The 23,577-nt window shown below is 68.3% G+C and carries 20 protein-coding genes and 1 tRNA gene; 15 read left to right on the forward strand and 6 right to left on the reverse strand.

The window, feature by feature from the left end:
- Positions 1–37: 37 nt before the first annotated feature.
- A tRNA-Leu gene (locus tag AB4Z55_RS02210) sits at positions 38–123 on the reverse strand.
- A gap of 277 nt (positions 124–400) precedes the next feature.
- On the opposite strand from AB4Z55_RS02210, the gene AB4Z55_RS02215 reads away from it, so the two are divergent.
- The 7 genes from AB4Z55_RS02215 (at position 401) to pknB (ending at position 10,340) form a co-directional block, all read left to right on the forward strand.
- Positions 401–1,762 (forward strand): FhaA domain-containing protein, encoded by a 1,362-nt coding sequence (locus tag AB4Z55_RS02215; protein ID WP_369519030.1) that lies wholly within the window; start codon positions 401–403, stop codon positions 1,760–1,762.
- A gap of 222 nt (positions 1,763–1,984) precedes the next feature.
- The gene (locus tag AB4Z55_RS02220) at positions 1,985–2,449 is read left to right on the forward strand and encodes an FHA domain-containing protein (protein WP_004023305.1); all 465 of its coding nucleotides are present in this window, start codon (positions 1,985–1,987) and stop codon (positions 2,447–2,449) included.
- Complete coding sequence (locus tag AB4Z55_RS02225) at positions 2,446–3,963, forward strand: PP2C family serine/threonine-protein phosphatase (RefSeq protein WP_369519031.1); 1,518 nt, start codon at positions 2,446–2,448, stop codon at positions 3,961–3,963. Before AB4Z55_RS02220 ends, AB4Z55_RS02225 begins: the two co-directional genes overlap by 4 nt.
- Complete coding sequence (locus AB4Z55_RS02230) at positions 3,960–5,393, forward strand: FtsW/RodA/SpoVE family cell cycle protein (RefSeq protein ID WP_004023307.1); 1,434 nt, start codon at positions 3,960–3,962, stop codon at positions 5,391–5,393. Before AB4Z55_RS02225 ends, AB4Z55_RS02230 begins: the two co-directional genes overlap by 4 nt.
- Positions 5,390–6,889 carry a penicillin-binding protein 2 gene (locus AB4Z55_RS02235; protein ID WP_004023309.1) on the forward strand — a complete coding sequence of 500 codons (1,500 nt, stop codon included), beginning with the start codon at positions 5,390–5,392 and terminating at the stop codon, positions 6,887–6,889. Before AB4Z55_RS02230 ends, AB4Z55_RS02235 begins: the two co-directional genes overlap by 4 nt.
- The gene (locus tag AB4Z55_RS02240; RefSeq protein WP_101820415.1) at positions 6,886–8,259 is read left to right on the forward strand and encodes a protein kinase; all 1,374 of its coding nucleotides are present in this window, start codon (positions 6,886–6,888) and stop codon (positions 8,257–8,259) included. Before AB4Z55_RS02235 ends, AB4Z55_RS02240 begins: the two co-directional genes overlap by 4 nt.
- Before the next feature lie 128 nt (positions 8,260–8,387).
- Positions 8,388–10,340 (forward strand): Stk1 family PASTA domain-containing Ser/Thr kinase, encoded by a 1,953-nt coding sequence (pknB, locus tag AB4Z55_RS02245; RefSeq protein ID WP_354562347.1) that lies wholly within the window; start codon positions 8,388–8,390, stop codon positions 10,338–10,340.
- Positions 10,341–10,547: 207 nt separating this feature from the next.
- On the opposite strand, the gene AB4Z55_RS02250 is transcribed toward pknB, so the two are convergent.
- Complete coding sequence (locus AB4Z55_RS02250; protein WP_086537819.1) at positions 10,548–11,207, reverse strand: aminodeoxychorismate/anthranilate synthase component II; 660 nt, start codon at positions 11,205–11,207, stop codon at positions 10,548–10,550.
- 147 nt (positions 11,208–11,354) lie between these two features.
- On the opposite strand from AB4Z55_RS02250, the gene crgA reads away from it, so the two are divergent.
- Together crgA and AB4Z55_RS02260 are read left to right on the forward strand one after the other, a co-directional pair.
- On the forward strand, positions 11,355–11,645 hold the full coding sequence (gene crgA / locus AB4Z55_RS02255) for a cell division protein CrgA (RefSeq protein WP_369519032.1): 291 nt from the start codon (positions 11,355–11,357) through the stop codon (positions 11,643–11,645).
- 115 nt (positions 11,646–11,760) lie between these two features.
- Positions 11,761–12,264 carry a PH domain-containing protein gene (locus AB4Z55_RS02260; RefSeq protein WP_248644205.1) on the forward strand — a complete coding sequence of 168 codons (504 nt, stop codon included), beginning with the start codon at positions 11,761–11,763 and terminating at the stop codon, positions 12,262–12,264.
- A gap of 120 nt (positions 12,265–12,384) precedes the next feature.
- Here AB4Z55_RS02260 and AB4Z55_RS02265 read toward each other — a convergent pair whose 3' ends face one another.
- Positions 12,385–13,098, reverse strand: a complete 714-nt coding sequence (locus AB4Z55_RS02265) for a rhomboid family intramembrane serine protease (protein ID WP_064572118.1) — start codon at positions 13,096–13,098, stop codon at positions 12,385–12,387.
- Positions 13,099–13,307: 209 nt separating this feature from the next.
- Positions 13,308–13,829 carry a peptidylprolyl isomerase gene (locus tag AB4Z55_RS02270; protein ID WP_004023318.1) on the reverse strand — a complete coding sequence of 174 codons (522 nt, stop codon included), beginning with the start codon at positions 13,827–13,829 and terminating at the stop codon, positions 13,308–13,310.
- 112 nt (positions 13,830–13,941) lie between these two features.
- Here AB4Z55_RS02270 and AB4Z55_RS02275 point away from each other — a divergent pair, with 112 nt between their 5' ends.
- Entirely contained in the window at positions 13,942–14,121 is a 180-nt protein-coding gene (locus tag AB4Z55_RS02275; RefSeq protein WP_033204236.1) for a hypothetical protein, read from the forward strand.
- A 715-nt stretch (positions 14,122–14,836) separates the two neighbouring features.
- Positions 14,837–15,247, forward strand: coding sequence for a DUF4190 domain-containing protein (locus tag AB4Z55_RS02280; protein WP_369519033.1), 411 nt, complete (start codon positions 14,837–14,839; stop codon positions 15,245–15,247).
- Positions 15,248–15,333: 86 nt separating this feature from the next.
- Here AB4Z55_RS02280 and AB4Z55_RS02285 read toward each other — a convergent pair whose 3' ends face one another.
- Positions 15,334–16,536, reverse strand: coding sequence for an acyl-CoA dehydrogenase family protein (locus AB4Z55_RS02285; RefSeq protein WP_369519034.1), 1,203 nt, complete (start codon positions 16,534–16,536; stop codon positions 15,334–15,336).
- Entirely contained in the window at positions 16,533–17,903 is a 1,371-nt protein-coding gene (locus AB4Z55_RS02290) for an LLM class flavin-dependent oxidoreductase (protein WP_369519035.1), read from the reverse strand. The genes AB4Z55_RS02285 and AB4Z55_RS02290 overlap by 4 nt, the downstream gene beginning before the upstream one ends.
- Positions 17,904–18,119: 216 nt before the next feature.
- On the opposite strand from AB4Z55_RS02290, the gene AB4Z55_RS02295 reads away from it, so the two are divergent.
- From AB4Z55_RS02295 to AB4Z55_RS02310, 4 genes are read left to right on the forward strand one after another with little or no spacing between them, the layout of a single operon-like run.
- Entirely contained in the window at positions 18,120–19,802 is a 1,683-nt protein-coding gene (locus AB4Z55_RS02295; RefSeq protein WP_248644201.1) for an ABC transporter substrate-binding protein, read from the forward strand.
- The gene (locus AB4Z55_RS02300; RefSeq protein WP_369519036.1) at positions 19,799–20,794 is read left to right on the forward strand and encodes an ABC transporter permease; all 996 of its coding nucleotides are present in this window, start codon (positions 19,799–19,801) and stop codon (positions 20,792–20,794) included. The genes AB4Z55_RS02295 and AB4Z55_RS02300 overlap by 4 nt, the downstream gene beginning before the upstream one ends.
- Positions 20,791–21,702 carry an ABC transporter permease gene (locus AB4Z55_RS02305; RefSeq protein WP_101820423.1) on the forward strand — a complete coding sequence of 304 codons (912 nt, stop codon included), beginning with the start codon at positions 20,791–20,793 and terminating at the stop codon, positions 21,700–21,702. Before AB4Z55_RS02300 ends, AB4Z55_RS02305 begins: the two co-directional genes overlap by 4 nt.
- Positions 21,699–23,399 (forward strand): dipeptide ABC transporter ATP-binding protein, encoded by a 1,701-nt coding sequence (locus AB4Z55_RS02310; protein WP_369519037.1) that lies wholly within the window; start codon positions 21,699–21,701, stop codon positions 23,397–23,399. Before AB4Z55_RS02305 ends, AB4Z55_RS02310 begins: the two co-directional genes overlap by 4 nt.
- Positions 23,400–23,577 lie beyond the last annotated feature (178 nt).

Consider the following 23,577-nt stretch of genomic DNA (forward strand, 5'->3'; position numbering starts at 1 on the left):
CAGGTTGCCCTGTGCAACCTGACCTTGTCTTCGCTCGTGGTGGGCGAAGGGGGACTTGAACCCCCACGTCCCGAAGGACACTGGCACCTGAAGCCAGCGCGTCTGCCATTCCGCCACTCGCCCGTGGCCACCGAAAATCCGGTGGGCATGTCGTCGAACTGGGTGTGTCCGGCGACTGGACGACGATAGCAGCACGCCGCCGCCGAAACAAAACTCGATCTCCGACGTTGCATTTGTGCAGTACGTCGGGTTACGTCAGATGCCGAATACACACCAATGGGACGGGAGTTGCACACGGTGCGCCAGTTGCCTTGGTGGCACAGTTGGCCGTTGATGTCGCTATCATCAAACAAGGCCAGATGCACGGCGACACGCTCTATTGCCGCGAAAGGAGGTCTCGGTGGGGATCCTGCAACGACTGGAACGCAAGCTCGAAGGTGCAGTTGACGACGGTTTTGCCCGTGTCTTCGGTGGTCAGGTGGCCCCGCAGGAGATCGAGAACGGGCTTCAGCGAGAAGCCGAGGAGTCGCTCGAGAACCTCGGTGACGGTACGGTCCTTGCGGCCAACAGCTACACCTTGCTGTTCAGTCCCACCGATCATCAGCACATCGCTGCGGAATACGAGCTGAACCGCAAGACTTTCTCGAAGCATTTGGAAAACTTCATCAAGGACAACGGATGGCAGACCTACGGCAAGGTCGTCGTAGAGTTCGAGCAATCGCCGTCCTTGCACACGGGGATCTTCCGCGCACGCGGCACGGTCAACCCGGACGCGCGGCCCCGCCCGGCGGGAGCGCGTTCGGAGCATCCGCACGCTGCGCCGGTCCCCGGCCCGCCGGCCGGACGCCCGGCCCCTGTTCCCCCACTTACCAACGCCCCCGACCAAGGAGCCCCCAAGATGACTCAGAATCCCGGATACGACCAGCGCAGGGGCGCCGATCCCGCCTACGACCAGTACGGCCAGGGATCGGGACAGCCGGGAGACCAGGGCTACGGCCAGCAGGGGTACGACCAGTACGGTCAGCAGCCCGGCTATGACCAGGGGTACGACCAGCAGGGCTACAGCCAGCAGGGCTACGAACAACAGGGGTATGACCAGCAGGGCTACGACCAGCAGGGCTACGGCCAACAGCCCGGCTACGGACAGCAGGGCTACAGCCAGCAGCCCGGCTTCGAGCAGCAGGGCTACAGCCAGCAGCCCGGCTACGGCCAACAGGGATACGACCAGCAGGGCTACGGCCAACAGCCCGGCTTCGAGCAGCAGGGCTACAGCCAGCAGCCCGGCTACGGCCAACAGGGATACGACCAGCAGGGCTATGGCCAGCAACCCGGCTACGACCAGGGTTACGGTCAGCAGGGCTACGAGCAGCAGGGCTACGGCCAGCAGGCGTACGCCCAGCAGCCCGCGGGATACGACTACCAGGGTGGCTACGACCAGGGATACGGCGCGGGCCGCCCGGCCGCAGGCTACGCCCCGTCGTCGATCACGCTCCTCCTCGAGGACGGCAGCAACCGCACCTTCCAGCTGCACGAGGGATCGAACGTGATCGGCCGCGGACAGGACGCGCAGTTCCGTCTGCCCGACACCGGCGTCTCGCGCCGCCACGTGGAGATCCGCTGGGACGGCGCCACCGCCATGCTCACCGATCTCAACTCGACCAACGGCACCACCGTCAACGATCTCCAGGTGAACACCTGGGAACTCGCCGACGGCGACCGCATCCGCGTCGGACACTCCGACATCACCGTCCGGTTCCAGTAGACCCACAAACGCCGAGCGCACGCCCACCTGTCGTGGGCGGCGGTCGAGACTGGCCCGAGACCGCTCCGGCCGGTTGATACTGAACTGTCATATCCGAATGACCGGGTTCGGCGAATCTGCCCATAAGATGCAGTCGGGTCCGCTCGTTTCGCTCGGCGGTCCCATGATCGCTGCCGTGGGTACGACCCGACCGAGACGGAACGCGCTGGAGGTGAACACGACATGCAGGGCTTGGTGCTGCAACTGACCCGCATCGGTTTTCTGTTGTTGCTCTGGTTGTTCGTCTTCGCCGTGATCCGCACGCTGCGCGCCGACATCGCGTCGGCCGGCGGACTCCGCATCCCCCGGTACTCCGGCGGCTCGGAGAAGCGTCGTCGCAGCGGCGGCGTCCGCGGCGCGGCCCGCTATCTCGTCGTCACCCACGGCGCGCTGGCGAACACCCGGATCAGCCTCGGTCAGCAGCCGGTCCTGCTCGGACGCGCCGACGACTCGACCCTGGTGCTGACCGACGACTACGCCTCCGAGCGACATGCGCGGCTCTCCAGGCGCGGCGACGACTGGTATGTCGAAGACCTCGGCTCCACCAACGGCACCTACCTCGATCGTTCCAAGGTGACGACCGCGGTCAAGGTCCCGCTGAACACGCCGATCCGCATCGGCAAGACCGTGATCGAGTTGCGCCCGTGACACTTGTGTTGCGCTACATCGCGCGCAGCGACCGTGGTCTCGTGCGGTCCAACAACGAGGACTCGTTCTACGCGGGTCCTCGCCTGCTGGCCCTCGCCGACGGAATGGGCGGCCACGCGGCCGGCGAAGTCGCCAGCCAGCTGGTGATCCGCGCACTCAGCACCCTCGACGACGACGAGCCCGGCGGCGACCTCCTCACCCAGCTCGACGGCGCCACCCGTGCCGGCAACGAGGCGATCGCGGCACAGGTGCACGAATCACCCGAACTCGACGGCATGGGCACCACGCTCACCGCGATCCTCTTCGCCGGCAGCCGAATCGGCCTGTGTCACATCGGCGACTCGCGCGGATACATGTTCCGCGACGGGGCGCTGACCCAGATCACCCGCGACGACACCTTCGTCCAGACCCTCGTCGACGAAGGTCGCATCACCGCCGAACAGGCACACACCCATCCGCAACGCTCGCTGATCATGCGCGCGCTCACCGGCACCGAGGTCGAGCCGACCCTGACGATGCGCGAGGCCCGCGCCGGCGATCGGTACATGCTGTGCAGCGACGGCCTGTCCGACGTCGTGACCGAGGAGACCCTCGCCGAGACCCTGGGGTCCATCACCGACCCCAAGGAGTGCGCCGACCGTCTCATCGAACTCGCGCTGCGCGGCGGCGGCCCGGACAACGTCACCGTCGTCCTCGCCGACGTCGTCGACACCGAGTACGGCGACTCGCGCCCGATCGTCGGTGGCGCTGCCGGCGGCAACGAGGAGATCTACACGCCCGACCCGGCGACCGCCGCGGGACGGGCGGCAGCACTTCGCCCGCCCCCCGCCGAACCGCAGCGCCCGACGGTGCTGACCGAGGACGAGCCCGCCGCCAAACACAAGAGCAAGTACCGACGCTGGATCGTCGCCGGTGTCGTGCTGACCGTGGTGGCGGCGCTGGTCGTCGGCGTCTTCGTCGTCCGTTCCGTCGTACGCAGCAACTACTACGTGGCCGCCGACGACAGCGGCGACGTGCTCGTCTACCAGGGATCACCGGAAAAGGTGTTCTTCCTCTCGATGAGCAACCCGGTGCAGCGCGTCTGCGTCGAGGACCTCGATCAGACCGAACCGACGTACACGTTCATCTCCTACGACGACGGCACCTGCGAGTTCCCCCTCAACGTCGACGACCTGGTGTCGGGGCCGGCGCAGTCGGTCAAGAACGTGATGATCCGGAACAAGAGCGAGCAGCAGATCCAGGGCGTCGTCACCGACGAGCTGACCTTCCGCTGCGACAACGCGCCCTCGTCGGCAACGCCCGCACCGACTCCCCCGCCACCGGCACCGTCGGAGTCCACACCGAGCACCGACCCGTCCGCGCCCGCACCACGCGCCACCGCGGCGCCCGCACCGGGAATCCCGCAGCAGGGTGCGACCGAGTCGGTGGCTCCGCCCACCGGCAACGCCGGGCCTTCCGCCACGCCCGCACCTGATCAGGACGCCGGCACGAGTTGCCGGCAGCAGGTGAGATGACTCAAGCCGCGCCCGCACCGCACGCCCCGCCACGCCAACCCGCCACGAGCACCGGTCGCAACGCCGAACTGCTGCTCCTGGTGTTCGCCATCGGTCTGGTGACGGTGGCGTTGCTCATCGTCCAGGCCGCCCAGGGTCAGAACCTCACCTGGGACATCCTCAAGTACGTGGCCGCCTACACCGGGCTGTTCGGTGTCGCCCACCTCGTGGTCCGACGCTATGCACCCCACGCCGATCCGATCATGCTGCCCGTCGTCGCCGTCCTGAACGGCCTGGGGCTGGTGCTGATCCACCGGCTCGACCTCGGTACGGGCAACACCGGGGAGTCGGTGAACGCCACCGAGGCGACCCGCAACGCCGACCAGCAGTTGCTGTGGGCGGTGCTCGGCATCGTGGCGTTCTCCGCGGTCCTCATCCTGATCCGCGATCACCGCACGCTGTCGCGCTATGCCTACACGCTCGGCCTCGGCGGACTGGTCTTCCTGATCATCCCGGCGATCCTGCCCAGTGCGTTCTCGGAGATCAACGGTTCGAAGAACTGGATCATCACACCGTTCTTCTCGATCCAGCCCAGCGAGTTCTCCAAGATCCTGATCATCATCTTCGCCGCGGCGGTGCTGGTGTCGAAGCGCGACCTGTTCATCACGGCCGGTCCGCACGTGCTCGGCGTCGACCTGCCGCGCGCCCGCGACCTGGGTCCGCTCCTGGCCGCCTGGGCGATCGCCATCGCCGTGATGGTGGTCCAGAAAGACCTGGGTACGTCGCTGCTGATCTTCGCGACGATCCTGACGATGCTCTACGTGGCCACCTCACGTGTCGAATGGCTGGTGCTGGGCATCGGGTTGTTCGCCATCGGCGCGGTGTTCGCGTGGTCGATCTTCTCGCACCTGCAGACACGTGTCTCGGTGTGGCTGGATCCCTTCGCGGACTTCGACGGCTCGGGTTACCAGATCGGGCAGAGCCTGTTCGGCCTGGCCACGGGCGGACTGTTCGGCACCGGCCTCGGTTCGGGCCGGCCCAACATCGTGCCGTTCGCCAACACCGACTTCATCATCTCGACCATCGGTGAGGAGCTCGGCCTGGCCGGCCTCACCGCAATCCTCCTGCTGTACATGATCTTCATCCACCGCGGACTACGGACCGGCATCGCCGTACGCGACAGCTTCGGCAAACTCCTGGCGACCGGACTCGCGTTCACCATCGCGATGCAGATCTTCGTCGTCGTCGGCGGCGTCACCAAGCTGATCCCGCTGACCGGTCTCACGACCCCCTTCCTGTCCTACGGCGGATCGTCGCTGCTGGCCAACTACATCCTGGTCGCGCTGCTCATCCGGATCTCGAACGCCGCGCGCGAACCCGATCCCGGCAAGAAGCGGCCCGCGGCCAAGCCCGTCGAGGCACTGCCCACGCAGGTGGTGAAGCGCCGGTGAACAAGCCGATCCGCAATGTGTCGATGGCGGTGATCGTGATGATCATCGCGCTCCTCGCGAACGCCACCTATGTGCAGGTCTTCAAGGCCGACGCGCTGAAGACCGACACCCGCAACAACCGCGTGCTGCTCGACGAGTACTCCCGCCAGCGCGGTCTGATCACCACCGCCGACGGCACGGTCATCGCGCTGTCGGTGCCGATCGACAGCCGCCTGAAGTTCCTCCGTCAGTACCCGCGGGAGGGCGCCGAGGCCTTCGCCCCGGTCACCGGCTACTACTCGTTCCAGTACCTCGCCAGTCAGATCGAGCACTACGAGAACAGCATCCTGAACGGATCCGACGACCGGTTGTTCGGCCAGCGGTTCATGGACATGTTCTCCGGCCGCGACCCACGCGGCGGCAACGTCGTCACGACAATCAACCCGAAGGTCCAGCAGGCCGCCTACCAGGCGATGCTCAACGGCCCGTGCGACGGACCGTGCCGGGGCGCCGTCGTGGCCCTGCAGCCGAACACCGGGAAGATCCTCGCGATGGTCTCGACCCCGAGCTACGACCCCAACAAGCTCGCCAGCCACGACCAGGAGGTCCGCGAGGGCAGCTGGGAGGCGTGGAACCGCCCCGGTGACACCGCGCAGCCGATGCTGAACCGCGCGATCAGCCAGCTGTACCCACCGGGATCGACCTTCAAGGTCGTGACGTCGGCCGCCGCCCTGCGCGACAACATCACTCCCGGCATCCGTCTCACCGCCGCGCCGACCTTCCCGCTGCCCGGCACCGATGTCTCGCTGCCGAACTACGGCGGCGAGACCTGCCCCGGGTCGTCGGGCGGAACCGTGTCACTGGAGACGGCGTTCAAGTACTCGTGCAACACCGCCTTCGCCGAACTGGTGACCGAGAAGATGTCCGACGCGATCCCGAAGTTCACCGAGACCGCGAGCCTCTTCGGCCTCGATCAGCCGGGCCCCGACATCCCGATGCCCGTCGCCGACTCGACTGTCGGACAGATCCCGTCCCTCGACGTCCTCGCGCAGGCCTCGATCGGGCAGCGTGACGTCCGGCTCACCCCGCTCCAGAACGCGATGATCGCCGCGACCGTGGCGAACGGAGGTGTGCGCATGCAGCCGTACCTGGTGGACAAGTTGCAGGCCGCGGATCTGCGGACGCTGCAGACCACCCCGCCGACCACGGCCAACAAGCCGATCACGCCCGAGCAGGCCGCCGAGCTGACGTCGATGATGATCGAGTCGGAACGGTCGACGGCCGGCGCGGGCGGTCCGGTGTCGATCGCGTCGAAGACCGGAACGGCGGAAAGCGGGTCGAGTACGGACACCCCGTTCTCCTGGTACATCGCCTTCGGGCCGTCGTCGAACGCGCAGATCGCGGTCGCCGTCGTGGTGGAGAATGGACAATTCGGTGCGGACTCGGTCGGCGGAACCGTCGCGGCGCCGATCGGACGAGAAGTGATCAACTCACTGGTGGGAGGTGGCAGTCGATGACCCTGCAGAACGGCACCACCATCGGCGATCGGTATCGGCTCATCCGCCTGATCGCCACAGGCGGTATGGGACAGGTGTGGGAGGCGCTCGACACGCGTCTCAATCGACGTGTCGCGGTGAAAGTCCTCAAGGCCGAGTACACCAGCGACCCGGAGTTCATCGCCCGGTTCCGCGCGGAGGCACAGACCACCGCCAAGCTGAACAACCCGGGGATCGCGAACGTCTTCGACTACGGCGAGACCCCGGACTACAACGGCGGCGATCCGCTGGCGTATCTGGTGATGGAACTCGTCGACGGCGAACCGCTGAACTCGGTGATCTCCCGGCTGGGCCGGCTGTCGCTGACCAACACGCTCGACATGCTCGAACAGACCGGTCGCGCCCTGCAGGCCGCGCACAACCAGGGTCTCGTGCACCGCGACGTCAAACCCGGCAACATCCTGATCACGCCGGTCGGCCAGGTGAAGATCACCGACTTCGGTATCGCCAAGGCCGTCGACTCCGCCCCGGTCACCAAGACCGGGATGGTCATGGGGACGGCGCAGTACATCTCCCCGGAGCAGGCGACCGGTGACGAGGCGACCGCGGCGTCGGATGTCTACTCGCTCGGAGTCGTCGGTTACGAGGCGCTCACCGGTCGGCGGCCGTTCCTCGGCGACGGCGCGATCACCGTCGCGATGAAACACATCCGGGAGTCGCCGCCCCCACTGCCGTCGAACCTGCCGTCGGGTGTCCGCGAACTCATCGAGATCACGATGGCCAAGGATCCGCGGCAGCGTTACGCCAACGGCGGCGAGTTCGCCGACGCGGTGGCCGCCGTACGCGCCGGGCGCCGTCCGCCTCGTCCGGGGGCGATCGCCGGTGCCGCTGCGGGAGCAGCGGGTGCCGCAGCGCTCGGTGCCGCGGTCGCACGTGGCGCCACGCCACCGACCGGAGCCGCGTCGCGACCGATGACACCCCGGCCGACGTCCCGCACCGCGGTCGCGCCACCACCGCCGGACAACAGCTGGACGACCGGGCAGAAGGTCCTCGCCGGCATCGCGGCCGCCCTGCTGGTCGGCGCCATCGGACTCATCGGGTTCTATCTGGTGAACAGTGGAAACGGTGGGGCGGCGACGCCACCCCCGTCGTCGTCGCCGACGGTCACCGAGACCACGACCACCGATGCACCGACCGAAGAGACCGACGAGCCGACCACCACCCGGCGCACGACTCGCACGACGACGAGCGAAGAGACCACGACCACCAGCGAGACGAGCGAGGAGACGACCACACTCGCGCCGTCGGGACCCCCCGACTCGCCGCCGGATCCCGGTGCCGCCACCGGAACCCCGTGCTTCCCCGGCGTGCCGTTCTCACCGTTGTGCTGATGGACAGCTGTACTGGAGACAACCGTGCCGAGGCACCCGCAGTGCCCGTGTTCCGAATGTCTCCGACCGAGAAGTTTCCGACCGATATGTTCTGATCTGAGATCCTGAGGGGCGAACCACCGAGGCCGATGTCGACACCACACCACCTCTCCGACCGCTACGAACTCGGCGAAACGCTGGGTTTCGGTGGCATGTCCGAGGTGCACTACGCGCGCGACCTGTTGCTGCATCGCGACGTCGCGGTCAAGGTGCTGCGTGCCGACCTCGCCCGTGATCCGTCGTTCTATCTCCGCTTCCGTCGCGAGGCGCAGAACGCGGCGAAGCTGAACCACCCCACGATCGTGCAGGTCTTCGACACAGGCGAGGCCGAGACCGACGACGGTCCGCTGCCGTTCATCGTGATGGAGTACGTCGACGGCGACACCCTGCGAGATGTGTTGCGCGCCAACGGTCCGATCTCTCCGCGACAGGCGATGACCTGGATGGCCGACGTCGCGGCCGCCATGGACTTCTCGCACCGGAACGGCATCGTCCACCGCGACATGAAGCCGGCGAACGTGATGATCGACAAGTCCGGAGCCGTGAAGGTCATGGACTTCGGCATCGCTCGGGCGATGAGCGACGCGACGTCGACGATGACCCAGACGTCTGCGGTGATGGGAACAGCGCAGTACCTGTCTCCGGAGCAGGCCCGCGGCATCAAGGTCGACCCGCGCAGCGACATCTACTCGATGGGGTGCGTGCTCTTCGAGCTCCTCACCGGTGAGCCGCCGTTCACGGGTGATTCGCCGGTGGCCGTCGCACACCAGCACGTGCACGAGGATCCGCCGTGGCCGTCGCACGTCCGCCCCGAGATCCCGCGCGAACTCGACTCCGTCGTCCTCAAGGCGATGAGCAAGAACAAGGACAACCGCTATCAGTCGGCCGCCGACCTGCGCGCCGACCTGATCCGGGTTCTCGCCGGCGGTAAGCCATCGGCGCCGATGCTGCTGTCGGACGAGGAGCGCACCGAGTTCATCGACACCGGGCCGCGGCGCCCGACCCGCGCGGAGACGACGGGTCCGCGCCGCGCGATCCCCGCCCGCACCGCGAACGGCAACGGCGGTACTCACCGCCGCGACGACGAGGACGAGGACGGGAAGACACCTCGACGCCGGTCTCGGCTGCTCATGGCCGGCGCCCTGGCCGTCGTGGCCCTGCTCGTCGGCACCCTGTTCCTGTGGTCGCCGTGGAGTTCGGGGTCGGCACCGCAGGAATCGGTCCCGGCGGTCTCGGGCCTCAGTTCCGACGACGCGCAGGCCTCGCTCGAACGAGCCGGCTTCGAGGTCCGCGTTCTCGAAGAACCCAGCCTCGACGTCGGCGCGGGTCTCGCCACCCGGACAACTCCGGGCGAGGGCGTGATGACGGCCGAGGGCTCCGAGATCGCGCTCTACATCTCGACGGGTCCCCAGCGCGTGCGGTTGCCGTCGGATCTGGTCGGTAAGACACCCACGGAGGCCCTGGACTCGCTCAAGGTCCTGGGGTTCACCAATGTGCGCACCGACCGGGTGGACTCGTCGGCCGAGATGAAGGACAAGGTCGTCTCGACCGCCCCGGCAGTCGGCACCGAGGTGCCGGTCAACGGCGCGGTCGTCGTCAACGTGGGCAACGGGCCGCGCGAGGTCACCGTTCGCGACGTGGTCGGAATGTCCGAGGATCGGGCACGGTCGGTGCTGGAAGAGCTCGGCATGATGGTCGTGGTCGTAGCCGCCGACTCCGACCGTCCGGCCGGAGAGGTCATCTCCACGTCACCGGGTCCGGGCTCGACCGCCGAACAGGGCAGCACCGTGCAGATCAGCGTGTCGCGCGGGAATCTCTTCACCGTCCCGAACCTGCGTGGCAAGACGCCCGCCGAGGCACAGACCGAGCTCGAGCGGGCCGGGTGGGAGCGGTCCACCCTGACGCGCCAGACCCGCAACGTCCCGCTCGGCAGTCCCGACGACGGTCGCGTCGTCGGACAGGAACCCAATCCCGGGTCGCAGACCCGCAAGAGCGGTTCGATCACGATCATCGTCGGCCAGGCGAGTCTGCTCCCCAACTGAGGAGCCGCATTCTCTGCTGGTTGAGCCGGCACCGAGCGCAGCCGCCGGGCCGAGCTAGCGACGAAGGAGCGCGTCGAGGTCGAGGAGCCGCATTCTCTGCTGGTTGAGCCGGCACCGAGCGCAGCCGCCGGGCCGAGCTAGCGACGAAGGAGCGCGTCGAGGTCGAGGAGCCGAGTCGAAACCACCTCGTCGACCCCACTGCCCGGGTCAGCCGATCGCGGTCGCCATCTCCGCTTCGAGGGCGGACACCCGGGTCTCGTCGATCTCGATCCCACACGTCTTGAGCCAGTTGGCGAGCATCCGGTGACCGCCCTGGGTCAGGACGCTCTCCGGGTGGAACTGGACGCCGTGGATGGGCAGTTCGCGGTGTGCCATCGCCATCACGATGCCCGACTCGGTGCGGCCGGTGACGACGAGTTCGTCGGGGATCGTCTCGGGCAGCACCGTCAGCGAGTGGTAGCGGGTGGCGGTGAACGGATCCGGAAGCCCTTCGAGAACGCCTGCGTCGTCGTGGAAGACGAGTGAGGTCTTGCCGTGCAGGAGTTCGGGTGCGCGGTCGACGGTGCCGCCGAACGCCGCCCCGATCGCCTGGTGGCCCAGGCACACTCCCAGCAGCGGCAATTCTTCCTCGGCGGCGACGCGGACCATCGGCATCGTCGCGCCGGCGCGCTGCGGGGTACCGGGGCCGGGGCTCAGGAGCACGCCGTCGAATCCGGCGACCGCCTCGCGCAGACGGTCGGGGTCGGCCGGGGAGAGTTGCGGGTCGTCATTGCGCCACACGACGGCCTCGACGCCGAGCTGGCCGAGGTACTGGACCAGGTTGTAGACGAAGCTGTCGTAGTTGTCGACCACCAGAATGCGACTCACGCGAGAAGGCTACCGCTGAAGCGGGTGCTCGGCGTCGGCGACCTGGTGAGATACCGTAGATCTCGAGTGTTTGCCAATGGCGGGGACGTGTGTTGTCGCCCCGCTCGCGTACGACCGCTCCGGCGGTGCCGCACAACAGAGGAAGTCATGCCGAAGTCAAAAGTCCGGAAGAAGACCGATTACACGATCAACCCGGCCAGCCGGACGCCGGTCAAGGTCAAGGCCGGCCCTTCGAGCACCATCTACGTAAGCCTCATGCTCGGCCTGATGGTGCTGGGTCTCGCCTGGCTCGTCGTCTACTACCTGGCCGCAACCCCCACCGCGTACGGCGGCGAGGGCCAGGTCCTGCACTGGATGGCCGAGCTCAACTCGTGGAACTTCCTGATCGGCTTCTCGCTGATGGTGGCGGGCCTGTTGATGACGATGCGTTGGCGGTAGGCGTCGTCGATCATTCGCGTGTCGAAGCCGCTGAGCTGCTGAAACACATGCGTGTAAGTTATCCACACTGTGGAAATCACATGTGTGTAAGTCATCCCCACTGTGAGTAACTCCTGTGGATAACTCTGACGACTCCTACACACATGCCTGGGCGACCCCCGTCGGTGCCGGCCTCGCCGGGTGCCTCGGCGGTGTCGTGCTGGTCGGGGCGGCCGTGGTCGTCGCCGGGGATCCCGCCGGGTCGGTCCTGATGGGCGTCGCCGGGATCCTTCTTCTCGCACTCGGTGCCTACACGCTGCTGGTGCGTCCCCGGCTGGCCGTCTCGTCCGGCCCGTCGCCCGTCCTGATCATCCGAACGCTGCGCGGGCCGCGGGCGTATCCCCGCGAACGCATCGAGCGCATTCGCGTGCTGTCCATCCGCCGGGTCGGACGCCGCGTCGGACAACTCGAGATCGACGTGCTCGACGACGAGGCAGCCGCGTCGCCGTCGCACCGTGACGGCATGGGTCCGCGCGACGACACCCGCCTGGTCGTGCTCAGCCGCTGGGACCTCGGCACCGACCTGCCGACCGTGGTCGACGCGCTGCGCGAGTCGGGATTCGTCGTCGACGAGGGGTAGAGGTCCCAGGACCCAGGGTCGGGTCACCGTGTGGGCAGACGCGCTGAAACCCACCCTCGGGAAGGCGGCTGCAAGCAATGCGCCAGCGAAGGGCCGGTGAGGGGCGGTTTTCAGGCCGGCTCAGCGGATGTAGATCAGCCCGTCGTAGGCGACACCTGCGCCGATGCCGAGGCCGAGAGCGAGCACGAACAGGGCGGCGAGCGCGATCCAGCCCACCCGGCTCGCGGTCTGCGGATCTCGACGACCCGCGGGGAGCACCGCGTCGGGTAGATAGACGATGGCCGCGGTGGCGGCCGCGCCGAAGACGAGACCGCCGAGATGCCCCAGAACCGAGATCCCGGGGAGCGAGAACGACAGCACGACGTTGAACCCGATGATGAGCAGCACCGGGACCGGGGACACACGGGCTTTGAGGATGATCACGAGCATCGCGCCCATGAGGCCGTAGATGGCCCCGGACGCACCGGCGGTCAGGGCGCGGTCGTTCTCGAAGAGCATGACCGCGGCGCTGCCGCCGAGCAGGGCGATCACGTACACGGCCAGGTAGCGGCCGATCCCGAGCGCGAGTTCGAGGTCGCGGCCCAGGATGTAGAGCGAGAGCATGTTGACGGCCACGTGCATGACGCTGAAGTGCAGAAAGCCCGCGGTCAGCAGACGCCAGTACTCACCGGCCGCAACGTCGCTCTTGAGGAGGTCGCCGGCACTGAAGATCGACGCACCGCCCGGGTCACCGACCCCGGCCTGGAGAACGCACAGCGCGAAGATCAGCAGGTTCACCGCGATGAGCGCATAGGTCGCGTAGGGCTGCGTGGGCGCGGTGCGCGTCGGCGCCATCCTGCGGACGCCACCCCTGTGGCCGCCGAGTGACGGCGACCGCTGCACTCCGTCGTTGCGGAGACAGTCCAGACAGTGCTGGCCGACCGCAGCCGGGCGCAGACACTCGGGACATGCCGGACGCCCGCACCGGCTGCATGACAAGCCGGTGGGACGATCGGGATGCCGGTAGCACACCGCCCGCTGCGGGGCGGCGTGCTCCGGAGAGGTCAGTTGACCTCGATCTTCTCGATGACGACCTCGTCGAGCGGCCGGTCGCTGCGGTCGGTCGAGGTGGTGGCGATCGCGTCGACGACCTGCTGCGACGCCGGATCGGTGATCTCACCGAAGATGGTGTGGCGACGGTTGAGGTGCGGGGTCGGGCCGACGGTGATGAAGAACTGCGAACCGTTGGTGCCCGGCCCGGCGTTGGCCATCGCGAGCAGGTACGGACGGTCGAACTGCAGTTCCGGGTGGAACTCGTCACCGAACTGGTAGCCGGGGCCACCCATGCCGGTTCCGGTCGGGTCGCCGCCCTGGATCATGAACCCGGAGATGACGCGGTGGAACACAGAGCCGTCGAAGAACGGGCCGGAGTTGCCGCCGGACGCGTTGGGCTTGCTGTATTCCTTGCTGCCGTCGGCCAGGCCGACGAAGTTCTCGACGGTCTTCGGCGCGTGGTTCGGGAACAGGTCGACCTTGATGTCGCCGCGATTGGTGTGGATGACTGCGGAGGTTTTCTGTGTAGTCACACCTCCATCCAACCACTTACACCCGGTCCGATGGTCGGGAGACGGCCGCGAGGTGCGCAAATGCGCCGGGCCGGGGTGGCAGCTGTGGGCACCGGCTGGCAGTCTTGAGCCCATGTCCAAGAACTACCTCTTCGCCGCGCTGGGTGTGGTCGTCGCATCCGTCACCGCCGTCGTCGCCGTCGGCTCGCTGCGTCGCGCACGACGCGTGGTGGCCCCGGTGTCCCCGACCGTCCCGCGGATCGAGGAGGTGCGCGAGGCGCTCGCCGAGAGCACCGAGACGCAGGCGTCGTGACCCGCCGCGGCCGCCTCGGCACCGGCCGCATGTCCTGCACGGGTAGTTTGGACTCGTGACCTCAGACGACGAGCGCTCCCCGAACCCGCCGCCGGGGTCCGGCGGCGCTGACGACCGGACCCGCGAGTCGTGGTCGACGCCCGAGAGCTCCGCGCCGACGAGCAATCCCGCGCCGTGGGAACGGGCTCCGGCACGGCCCGTCAGCGCGCCCCCGCACGGGACGGACACTCCCGGCGCCGGCCGTCCGGCGCCGGGCGGCGGATTCACCCCGCCTCCGGGCGGTCGCCCGCAAACCCGCCCCGGCCCACCTCCGGGCCAACGACCGGCACCGCAGCGCGCCGACACCCCGGGGCCGACGGCAGGTCCCGCCGGACCGCGCCCACCCGCGCCGGGACCGGGGCCGACCGGGGCCGGGCCGACACCCAACGCGCCCGGTGCGGGAGCCAACCCCGCGGGACCGAGGCCGGGTGGCAGCCCCGTCGGTCCGGGCCAACGCCCGCCGATGCCGGCCGGGCCACCCGGGCATCGACCCCCGCCCGGCCGGCGCCCGACTCCCGGAGCACCACCACTCGCCAAAGGTGTTCCGCCACAGGGCAATCGACCCCTCGACGGATCACGTCCGCCGTTTGCCGGCACCCGTCCAGGTGCTGCGCCCGGCGAGCGCCCGGGCTCCCCCGGCCCGGATGCCACCCGGGACAACCGCACCACGCAGGTGGTGGGAGCAGCTGGCGGATTCGTCGATCAGTCCGAGGATCCGGCGTCGGACACCCGCGTCGTCGACAGTCCCGGCGCGGTGAGCACGCCTCCGGTCGCCGACCGCCAGGAAACCCAGGCCTATTCAGCAGCAGCAGCACATCCCACTAGTAGTTCGGAGGACAGCGTGGCTCCCCAGTCCGGTGCCGGTCCGCGTGTCAATCGGATGGCGTTGTGGGCCTTGGCATTGTCGATCCTCGGGATCACCTTCATCGTGGGACTCGTCCTGGGCTACCGGTCGCGCACGCAGATCCGGCAGCGTCGCGAGATCGGTCTGCCCTTCGCCACCGCCGCGATCTGGGTCGGCTGGGCCTACCTGGGGGTCTTCGTGTTCGGGCTGATCGTCTACGGCTGGATCCTGTTCGTCGCCTGACGCCGACCGACGAGCAGGGAATCAACCCTCCGCCCCGGAAGTGCGAGCTCCGGGCGCCCTCGGTGAGCTGCCGGCGGGTCTCGCGATCAGAAGTACCCGTTGCCCGGCAACGGGGTGGCGTTCACGCGGAGATCACCGATGGCGACGGCCTTGTACGACGTCGGGTTGTGCAGGGTGATGGTCCGGATGTTGCGCCAGTGCCGGTCGAGGTTGCGGCTACGGCTCGCCGACGAGGCACCACCCACGTCGAAGACGGCCGCCGCCGCCGGTAGGGCGATGCGATCGACGTGCACCTTGACGCGCGCGGCGGCGAGGGACGCCTGCGCGAACTGCTCGACGTCGATGACGCCGCGTCGCGCCAATGCGTTCGCGGTCTCGACCTGCCGCGCCGCACTCAGGACCGCGTCCCGTGCCACATGTGCGGCGGCGTCGATCTCACCGATCCGCTCCAGCAGGATCGGATCCTGCCGTGGCTCGGGCGACGGCGCGTGCTCGAAGGTCCGTGCGCGTGAGTTCAGCAGTGCGACCGCATCATCCGAGGCGGCCAGGAGGATGCCGGCGATAAGTGCCTGTAGGAACAGCTGCAGGAACGGGCCGTCGTTGGCGGCGGGCGGAGTGGAATCATCGAGTTCGACGAACTCCAGGACGTCGTCCGAGGTGACGCGGACATCGTCGAACAACGTCGAACCGGTGCCCGTCCGATGCTGCCCGATCCCGTCCCAGTCGTCGATGACGCTCACCCCGTCGCGGTCGACCGGGACGACCACTTTCACCAGCCGCGCGCGCAGGGCGTCCGGGACGATGGCGAGGACCGTGACGTAGTCCGCGAAAGCCGTTCCGGTGCTGTAGAACTTCTCGCCACGCAACCGCCAGCCGTCACCGTCGGAGACGAGTTGAGTCGCGTACTGGCGCGACCCGGCGGCGACACCGCGTTCACTGGACGCGTTGCCGACGATGGCGCCCGCGGCGATCCGCTCGCTCCACCGACTCCGCACCGGTCCGACGGGGAGGCGTTCGATCTGCTCGACGAACCAGTAGTGGGCGCGCAGGATGTGCGCGGCGATCGGGTCGGCGCGGGCGAGGTCGATGATGAACTCGAAGAGTTCGACACTTCCGGCCCCGGCACCTCCGGACTGTGTGTCGAGCGACAGCGCGGTCAACCTCGACCGTCGGAGGAGCGCCACGGCTTCGCGGGGGTCCCGGCCCTGGCGCTCGCGCTCGGCCGACCCGGCCGCGATCTCGGCGAGGATCTCGTTCCGGTCGGTCACGACCCGCGCGGGTGCGGTCATGCCGGCACCTTCGCGAACGCGCCGCGATGGCGTGCGGCGGGGTGCGACTCCGGAAGCCGGTCGTGGCCGCTGAGTTTGGCACGTGAGGTTCCCTCGGCATACTCCCGCTTCGCCAGACCGCGCTCGCGGAGAACGGGCAGCACGTGGTCGGCGAAGTCGACGTAGCTGCCGGGGATGGTCGCGTTGATGACGTTGATGCCACCCACCCCGGCGTCACGCCACTGCTCGAGACGGTCGGCGATCTGGTCCGGTGTCCCGACGACCCGGCCTGTCCGGCTGCGCAACTGGGCGAGATCGCGCACGGTCGGTTCGCGGTCGGGCACGGCCTCGCGAAGCCACAGCAGGAAGCTCTGGGAACCCTCGGTGTGGATCTGCCCGATCGGGGTGTCGAGGTCGTAGTGCCCGAGATCCACGCCGATGCCGCCCGCCGAGTGGGCGATGATCGTGCTCGGGTCGATGAGCTCGTCGAGTTCGCGGGACTTGCGCGCCGCTTCCTCCTCGGTACTCCCGATCACGAATGAGAGTCCCTGGAAGAACTGGAGATCCGTCGGTTGCCGGCCGGCCTCGGCCGCGAGGCGACGGGTGTCGGCGATCAGCGTGCGCGCGGCGTCGGGAGACGGCGAGAGGATGAACTGCGCCTCGGCGTTGCGGGCCGCGAAACGTCGTCCGGCCGGCGAGGAACCGGCCTGGAACAGCACCGGGGTCCGCTGCGGGGACGGCGACACGAGATGAGGTCCCTCGACCCGGTAGTGCTCGCCGACATGGTTGATCTTGTGGACGCGGTCATAGTCTCCGTGGAGACCGCCCGTCTTGTCCTGGATCAGCGCGCCCTCGTCCCAGGAACCCTCCCACAACTTGTACGCGACGTCGACGTACTCGTCGGCCCATGCGTAGCGGTCGTCGTGTTTGGTGATCCCGTCGTATCCGAAGTTGCGCCAGGCGTTGTCGGACAGACTCGTGACGATGTTCCACGCGATCCGGCCCTTGCTCAGGTGATCGAGGGTGGAGATCTTACGAGCGAAGTCGAACGGGTGCTCCTGCAGGATCGAACTCGTGATCGCGATGCCGAGATGCTCTGTGTGCGAGGCGATCGCGGAGGCCAGCACGAGCGGGTCGTTGCTCGGGATCTGCAGGCCGGAGTCGACGAACTTCTTCCAGTCCCCCTGATAGTCGTCGTACAGTCCGACCACGTCGGCGAAGAAGATGAAGTCGAACCGGGCCTTCTCCAACAGTTTTGCGAGGCCGATCCAGTGGTCGAGATCGTTGAAGTGGTGTTGCTGCGCCTCCGGCGCCCGCCACGCTCCGTGCAGGATGTGCGATGTCGTGTTCATGACGAAGGCGGCGAAGTTCAAGGGGGGCGCGGACATGGCTGCTCCTGATCACGAGGCGTCGGACTCAGCGCGACGTTACGGACGGCGCCGCGCGTCCGGCGACTTCGGATCAGGGTGGCCCCAAGGGGTGCCCGACACCGTCCGGAGCCCCTAGGTTGTGGTGATTCCCGCCCCGACGCCGGGCTCCCGCTCTCGTGTCCCACGACCTCGAGCCGCGTCCGCCGCCATCTGTGCTGCCCGAGGAGAAGTTCTGTGCTGCGACGAAGTCCTGTGCCGCGACGATCGCGGCGATCCCGCCTGCTGCCCGCGGCCGGGGTCGCCCTGACCTGCGTGGCGTTGCTGGCGGGATGTGCCCAGCCGCGCACCGGTGACGGCGAGTCGACGGGGGTCCCCGCCGCGCCGGGCCAGTACGTCTCGGGCGGGACCATCTCCTACGGCCACGAGCAGGAACCACCCTGCGTGCACGGTGGGTGGGTTCAAAACGCCTATCTGGCACGGCAATACCTCGACAACCTGGTGTCGCTGGACGACTCGGGACGAGTGGTGCCGTGGCTGGCCACCCGCTGGGACATCTCCGCCGACGGGCGCTCGTACACCTTCCATCTGAAACCCGGTGTCGAATTCAGCGACGGCACACCGCTCGACGCCGAGGCCGTCCGTGCCACCTTCGCGTCGTATCTGAACCCGGACAAGCCCAACGGCACGGTGGTGTCCTACATCGGCAAGTACTTCGAGTCCGACGAGGTCGTCGGGCCGCTGACCTACCGGATGAACCTCAGGTCGCCGTACACCCCGCTCCTCACCGTGCTGACGCAGGGCTACTTCGGAATCCAGTCGCCGACCGCGCTGGCGCGTGGTCCGAAGGCGAACTGCACCAGCCCGGTCGGGTCCGGCCCGTTCATCATCGAACGCTGGGACCGCAATCGCAGCATCACCTTCGTGCGCAACCCGAAGTACAACTCTCCCCCGGCGAACGCGGAGAACCAGGGTCCGGCGTACGTGGACAAGCTGATCTGGAAGTTCCTCAAGGACCCGGTCCTCCGCTACGGATCGCTGCGCAGCGACTCCTCCGATGTCATCTACAACGTGCCGGCCATCAACTGGGCGGACGCGACCAGCCGGTATCAGGTGAGCCGCTATGTGACGCCGGGGCGCCCGAATGCCATCACCCTCAACGTCGACCACGCGCCGTTCGACGACGTCCGGGTACGGCAGGCGTTCGCCTACTCGGCCGACCGTCGCAAAGCCGTCGAGACGGCGTTTCTCGGCGTGGTCCCCTACAACGCCAACGGCGCGCTCAGTCAGAGCACCCCGGACTACGACCCGGAGGCCGGGAACTACCCGCACGACCCGGAGGCGGCCGCTGCCCTGTTGGACGACGCGGGTTGGACCGGTCGCGACGACGACGGCATCCGCACGAAGGACGGACGACGCCTGACCGCGCGCGTCGTGTACGCCGCCGACGCGATCGTCGGACCCGAGGGTGCCGCGATCCTGCAGGCGGTGGCTCGACAGGCGTGTGACGTGGGCTTCGACATCCAGCTCGTCCCCGCCACCCAGAGCGCGTATTTCGGCGGGCAGTACGCCAAGGCACCGACCTACGACGCCTACGTCGGCTACTGGACGAGCCCGACCCCGGGCCTGCTGTACATCAACTGGCGTCAGCGCCTCCCGGACAGTCCGAACCCGCACAACACCGCGTACTACAACGACCCGCGTCTGCAGGCCCTCATCGAGCAGGGCAACGCCTCTCCGGATCCGGAACAGGCCCGGGGGTTCTACCGCGACGCCCAGCGCCTCATCGGTGACAACGCGCTGTCGATCGGGTTGTACACGCAGACAACGTCGTTGGCGGTGTCACCACGCCTCCACGGGGTGTGGGTCGAGAAATCCCAAGGCGAACCGGTGTTCGCGGATGCGAGGTTCGTGCGATGACCCTGGTCGACGACCCGGCCGTGACCGCGGCCCGACGCCAGGTGGTCCCCCCGCGGGGCCTGACCCGGTGGGCGGGCAAGATCGGTTCGGCCGTCTTCGTGCTGTGGGCCGCGGCCTCCATCACCTTCCTGCTCCAGGTGCTCGCTCCCGGCGACCGCGCGACGCTGCTCCTCAACCTCTCGTCCGGCGAGAGCCGGGAACGCACACCGGACGAACTCGCTCCGGTCAACGCCGAGTATGGCTTCGATGATTCGGTGTGGTCGCAGTATCTGGACTATCTCGGCGGTCTGCTGCGCGGCGATCTCGGCGTCTCGTTCCAGCTGCAGCAGCCGGTGACCGAGATCATCGCCGACCAGATCGGACCCACACTCGTCCTCACCCTCACCGCCCTGGTCGTCGCGTGGCTCTTCGTCCTCGTCCTCACCACGCTCACGGCAGGCCACCGTGGACCCTGGGGCGCGGCCGGGTCCCTGATCGAGACCGTGAGCGCCGGGCTGCCGCAGTACTGGGTGGGATCGATCCTCCTGGTGGTGTTCGCGATCAACCTCGGTTGGTTTCCCGTCGAGAGCGGAACCGGCCTGTGGGGACTCGTCCTGCCCGTGCTCACCCTGGCGATCCCGCTGTCGGGCTTCCTCGGCCAGATCGCCCGGGACGAGTTCGCCCGCGCACTGGACCAGCCCTTCGTGCTCACCGCCCGCAGTCGCGGACTCGGCGATCTGTCGGTCCGGTATCGACATGTGTTGCGACACTCCGTTCTTCCCGCGGTGACGGTCTCGGGCTGGGCCATGGGCGCGCTGCTGTCCGGTGCGGTCATCGCCGAAACCGTGTTCGCGCGAGCGGGTATCGGTCAGACGCTGGTCGCGGCGGCCAGTTCGCGTGACGTCCCGCTGGTCAGTGGCATCGTTCTGTTCGTCGCCCTCGTCTACACGATCGCCAACCTCGTCGTGGACTTCCTCTACACCGTCATCGACCCCAGGATCGAGGTCCCATGACCCTCACCAATCCGGTCCGCCCCGCACTGACGAACGCGCTCTCCGCGGTTCGTAGGTCCACCACCGGCACGCCTCGCGGTCAGGACGACCAGCCACGTCGCTCGTGGCCACCAGCGGCGGTGATCGCCGCACTCGTGGTGCTGGCTCTGTTGCTCGTGGCCGCGGTGGCGCCCAACCTGCTCGCTCCCTACGACCCGCTCGCCGTCGACCTGGACGCCACCCTGCAACCGCCCAGCTGGGCACACCCGTTCGGCACCGATCTGTCGGGACGAGACCTGCTGAGTCGCGTCATCGCCGGCACCCGGCAATCGCTGATCATCGGGCTCGGCGCGGTCGCACTCGCGTCGGTCCTGGCGGTGTTGCTCGGCATCGCCGCGGGGCTGTCAGGGCGCGTAGCCCAGGCGCTGGCCAATCGCTGGATCGAGGTGATGTTCGCCTTCCCCATCGTGCTTCTCGGTCTCCTCCTGACCTCGGTCTTCGGGCCCGGACAGGTGACCCTCATCCTGGCGATCGGTATCGGCATCGCCCCGGGGTATGCCCGCATCGTGCGCGGTCAGGTGCTCGCCGTCCGGACTGCGCCCTACATCGAGGCGGCGACCGCCCTGGGGCACCCTCGCCGTCGAATCCTGCTGCAGCACATCGCGCCCAACGCGCTCCGCCCGATGATCGTGACCGTGACGCTGGGAGTGGGACAGGCCATCATCTGGGCGTCGGGACTGGCCTATCTCGGACTCGGCGTACCACCACCCGCACCTGAGTGGGGCGCACTGCTCGACGCCGGACGCACCTACATCACCGTGGCCTGGTGGCTGGAGATCTTCCCCGGTCTCGTCATCGTCGCGGTGGCACTGGCATTCACGACCGTGGGCCGTCACCTCGGCGCACGCCTGGAAGGAGACCGCCGATGACCGTCGTCACCCGAGAGGCGATGGCCTCCGTCCGCGTCGACCGCACCGACGCACCGCTGGCCGAGGTGCGCGACCTCCGCGTCTCGTTCGCCGGCCGCCAGGTCGTCAAGGGCGTGTCGTTCTCGGTTTCTGCCGGCCAGTGCCTGGCGATCGTCGGCGAATCCGGTTCCGGCAAGTCCGTCACCGCGCGCACCCTCATCGGACTCACCGGTTCGGGCGCCGAGATCGACGCCACCGCCCTCGCGTTCGGCGGGCGTGATCTGCGCGGCCTGGTCGACCGCGAGTGGCGCGCCATCCGAGGCCGCGAGATCGGATTCGTCCTCCAGGACGCCCTGGTGTCCCTGGATCAACTGCGCACGGTGGGCAGCGAGATCGCCGAGTCGCTGACCGCGCACGGCAGCATCGGTCGTCGGACCCCGGCACGGCTCGGTCGTGCGCTCCGCGAGGAACGCGTCGTCGAGCTGCTCGACCTCGTGGGCGTTCCCGAACCGCGGGTACGAGCGCGTCAGCGTCCGCACGAGCTCTCCGGCGGACTCCGCCAGCGTGCTCTCATCGCATCGGCGATCGCCCAGGACCCGAAACTCCTCATCGCCGACGAGCCGACGACGGCACTCGACGCCACGGTCCAGGCCCAGATCCTCGACGTGCTGGCCGAGGCCAAGTCGCGTGGCAACGGCATCATCCTCATCTCGCATGATCTGGCCGTCGTGTCACGCCTGGCCGACCGGGTGGCCGTGATGCGCGACGGCGAGATCGTCGAGTACGGCAACGCACGGGAGGTGCTGACCGCCCCGCAGCACGCGTACACCCGAGGTCTCATCGACGCGATCCCCTCCCGCGCGTCCAAGGGCACGTCGCTCGTCAGCGGTGAGCAGATCTCCACTCCGCCGACGCCGACGCCCGACCAGCCACTCGCACTCCGTGTTCGCGACCTGCACAAGTCGTTCGGCAATCCGGCGATCAGGGGCACGGCGATCACTGCCCGCCCCGCCGTGGCCGGGGTGAGCTTCGACCTCGCGCCCGGTCGTACCCTCGGCATCGTCGGCGAGTCGGGTTCGGGCAAGACCACCACCGCACGGATCATCCTCGGGCTCACCGAACCCGATTCCGGCACGGTCGAATTGAACGGCGCGGCGTGGTCCGGACTCTCCGAGGCCCGGCGCCGCGCGTCGCGCCACCTGATCTCGGTGATCTACCAGGACCCGCTCAGTTCGTTCGACCCGCGATGGACCGTCGACCGCATCCTGGCCGACGCCCTGCGGGTGACCGGCGTGCGCAGCGCAGATCTCGACCACCGGATCACCGAACTCCTCGACCAGGTCGGGCTGCCCACGGAGTACCGGCACCGGCACCCCTCACGACTGTCGGGCGGACAGCGCCAGCGCGTCGCGATCGCCCGTGCGCTCGCACCGCGTCCCGCCGTCATCGTGTGCGACGAGCCGGTGTCGGCCCTCGACGTGTCCATCCAGGCACGGATCCTCGATCTCCTGGCTCGTCTGCAGGCGGAAACCGGTGTCGCGCTGGTGTTCATCTCGCACGACCTGGGCGTCATCCACCACGTGAGCGACGACATCGCGGTGATGCGTGCCGGTGAGGTCGTCGAGTACGGTTCGGCGGACGCGGTTTTCGACGATCCGCAGCATCCCTACACCCGCGAACTCCTCGCCGCGGTCCCGCGGATCGCCCCCGCTCCCTGATCCAAAAGGGCCGCAGATACCTAGAAGCGAGCCGGCGCCCACCTAACACGCCCCCTAATCCGAAAGAACGACACAACCACTGCTCCCTGAGCTGAGGTGCGAGGAGCGTTAGCGACGAGCCACGAAGGGTTCGGTGACGCATCTCACCAGGACCCTTCGTGACGGCCTCCGCAAGCTC

The organism is Gordonia sp. ABKF26, assembly GCF_041103195.1.
Lineage (GTDB): Bacteria > Actinomycetota > Actinomycetes > Mycobacteriales > Mycobacteriaceae > Gordonia > Gordonia terrae.

Bases quoted from the DNA above. Each gene is read 5' to 3' on its own strand.
- AB4Z55_RS02220 (WP_004023305.1), top strand. From the start codon at position 1,985: ATGCAGGGCTTGGTGCTGCAACTGACCCGCATCGGTTTTCTGTTGTTG.
- AB4Z55_RS02230 (WP_004023307.1), top strand. From the start codon at position 3,960: ATGACTCAAGCCGCGCCCGCACCGCACGCCCCGCCACGCCAACCCGCC.
- AB4Z55_RS02240 (WP_101820415.1), top strand. From the start codon at position 6,886: ATGACCCTGCAGAACGGCACCACCATCGGCGATCGGTATCGGCTCATC.
- pknB (WP_354562347.1), top strand. From the start codon at position 8,388: ATGTCGACACCACACCACCTCTCCGACCGCTACGAACTCGGCGAAACG.
- crgA (WP_369519032.1), top strand. From the start codon at position 11,355: ATGCCGAAGTCAAAAGTCCGGAAGAAGACCGATTACACGATCAACCCG.
- AB4Z55_RS02265 (WP_064572118.1), bottom strand. From the start codon at position 13,098: ATGGCGCCGACGCGCACCGCGCCCACGCAGCCCTACGCGACCTATGCG.
- AB4Z55_RS02275 (WP_033204236.1), top strand. From the start codon at position 13,942: ATGTCCAAGAACTACCTCTTCGCCGCGCTGGGTGTGGTCGTCGCATCC.
- AB4Z55_RS02285 (WP_369519034.1), bottom strand. From the start codon at position 16,536: ATGACCGCACCCGCGCGGGTCGTGACCGACCGGAACGAGATCCTCGCC.
- AB4Z55_RS02290 (WP_369519035.1), bottom strand. From the start codon at position 17,903: ATGTCCGCGCCCCCCTTGAACTTCGCCGCCTTCGTCATGAACACGACA.
- AB4Z55_RS02300 (WP_369519036.1), top strand. From the start codon at position 19,799: ATGACCCTGGTCGACGACCCGGCCGTGACCGCGGCCCGACGCCAGGTG.
- AB4Z55_RS02305 (WP_101820423.1), top strand. From the start codon at position 20,791: ATGACCCTCACCAATCCGGTCCGCCCCGCACTGACGAACGCGCTCTCC.
- AB4Z55_RS02310 (WP_369519037.1), top strand. From the start codon at position 21,699: ATGACCGTCGTCACCCGAGAGGCGATGGCCTCCGTCCGCGTCGACCGC.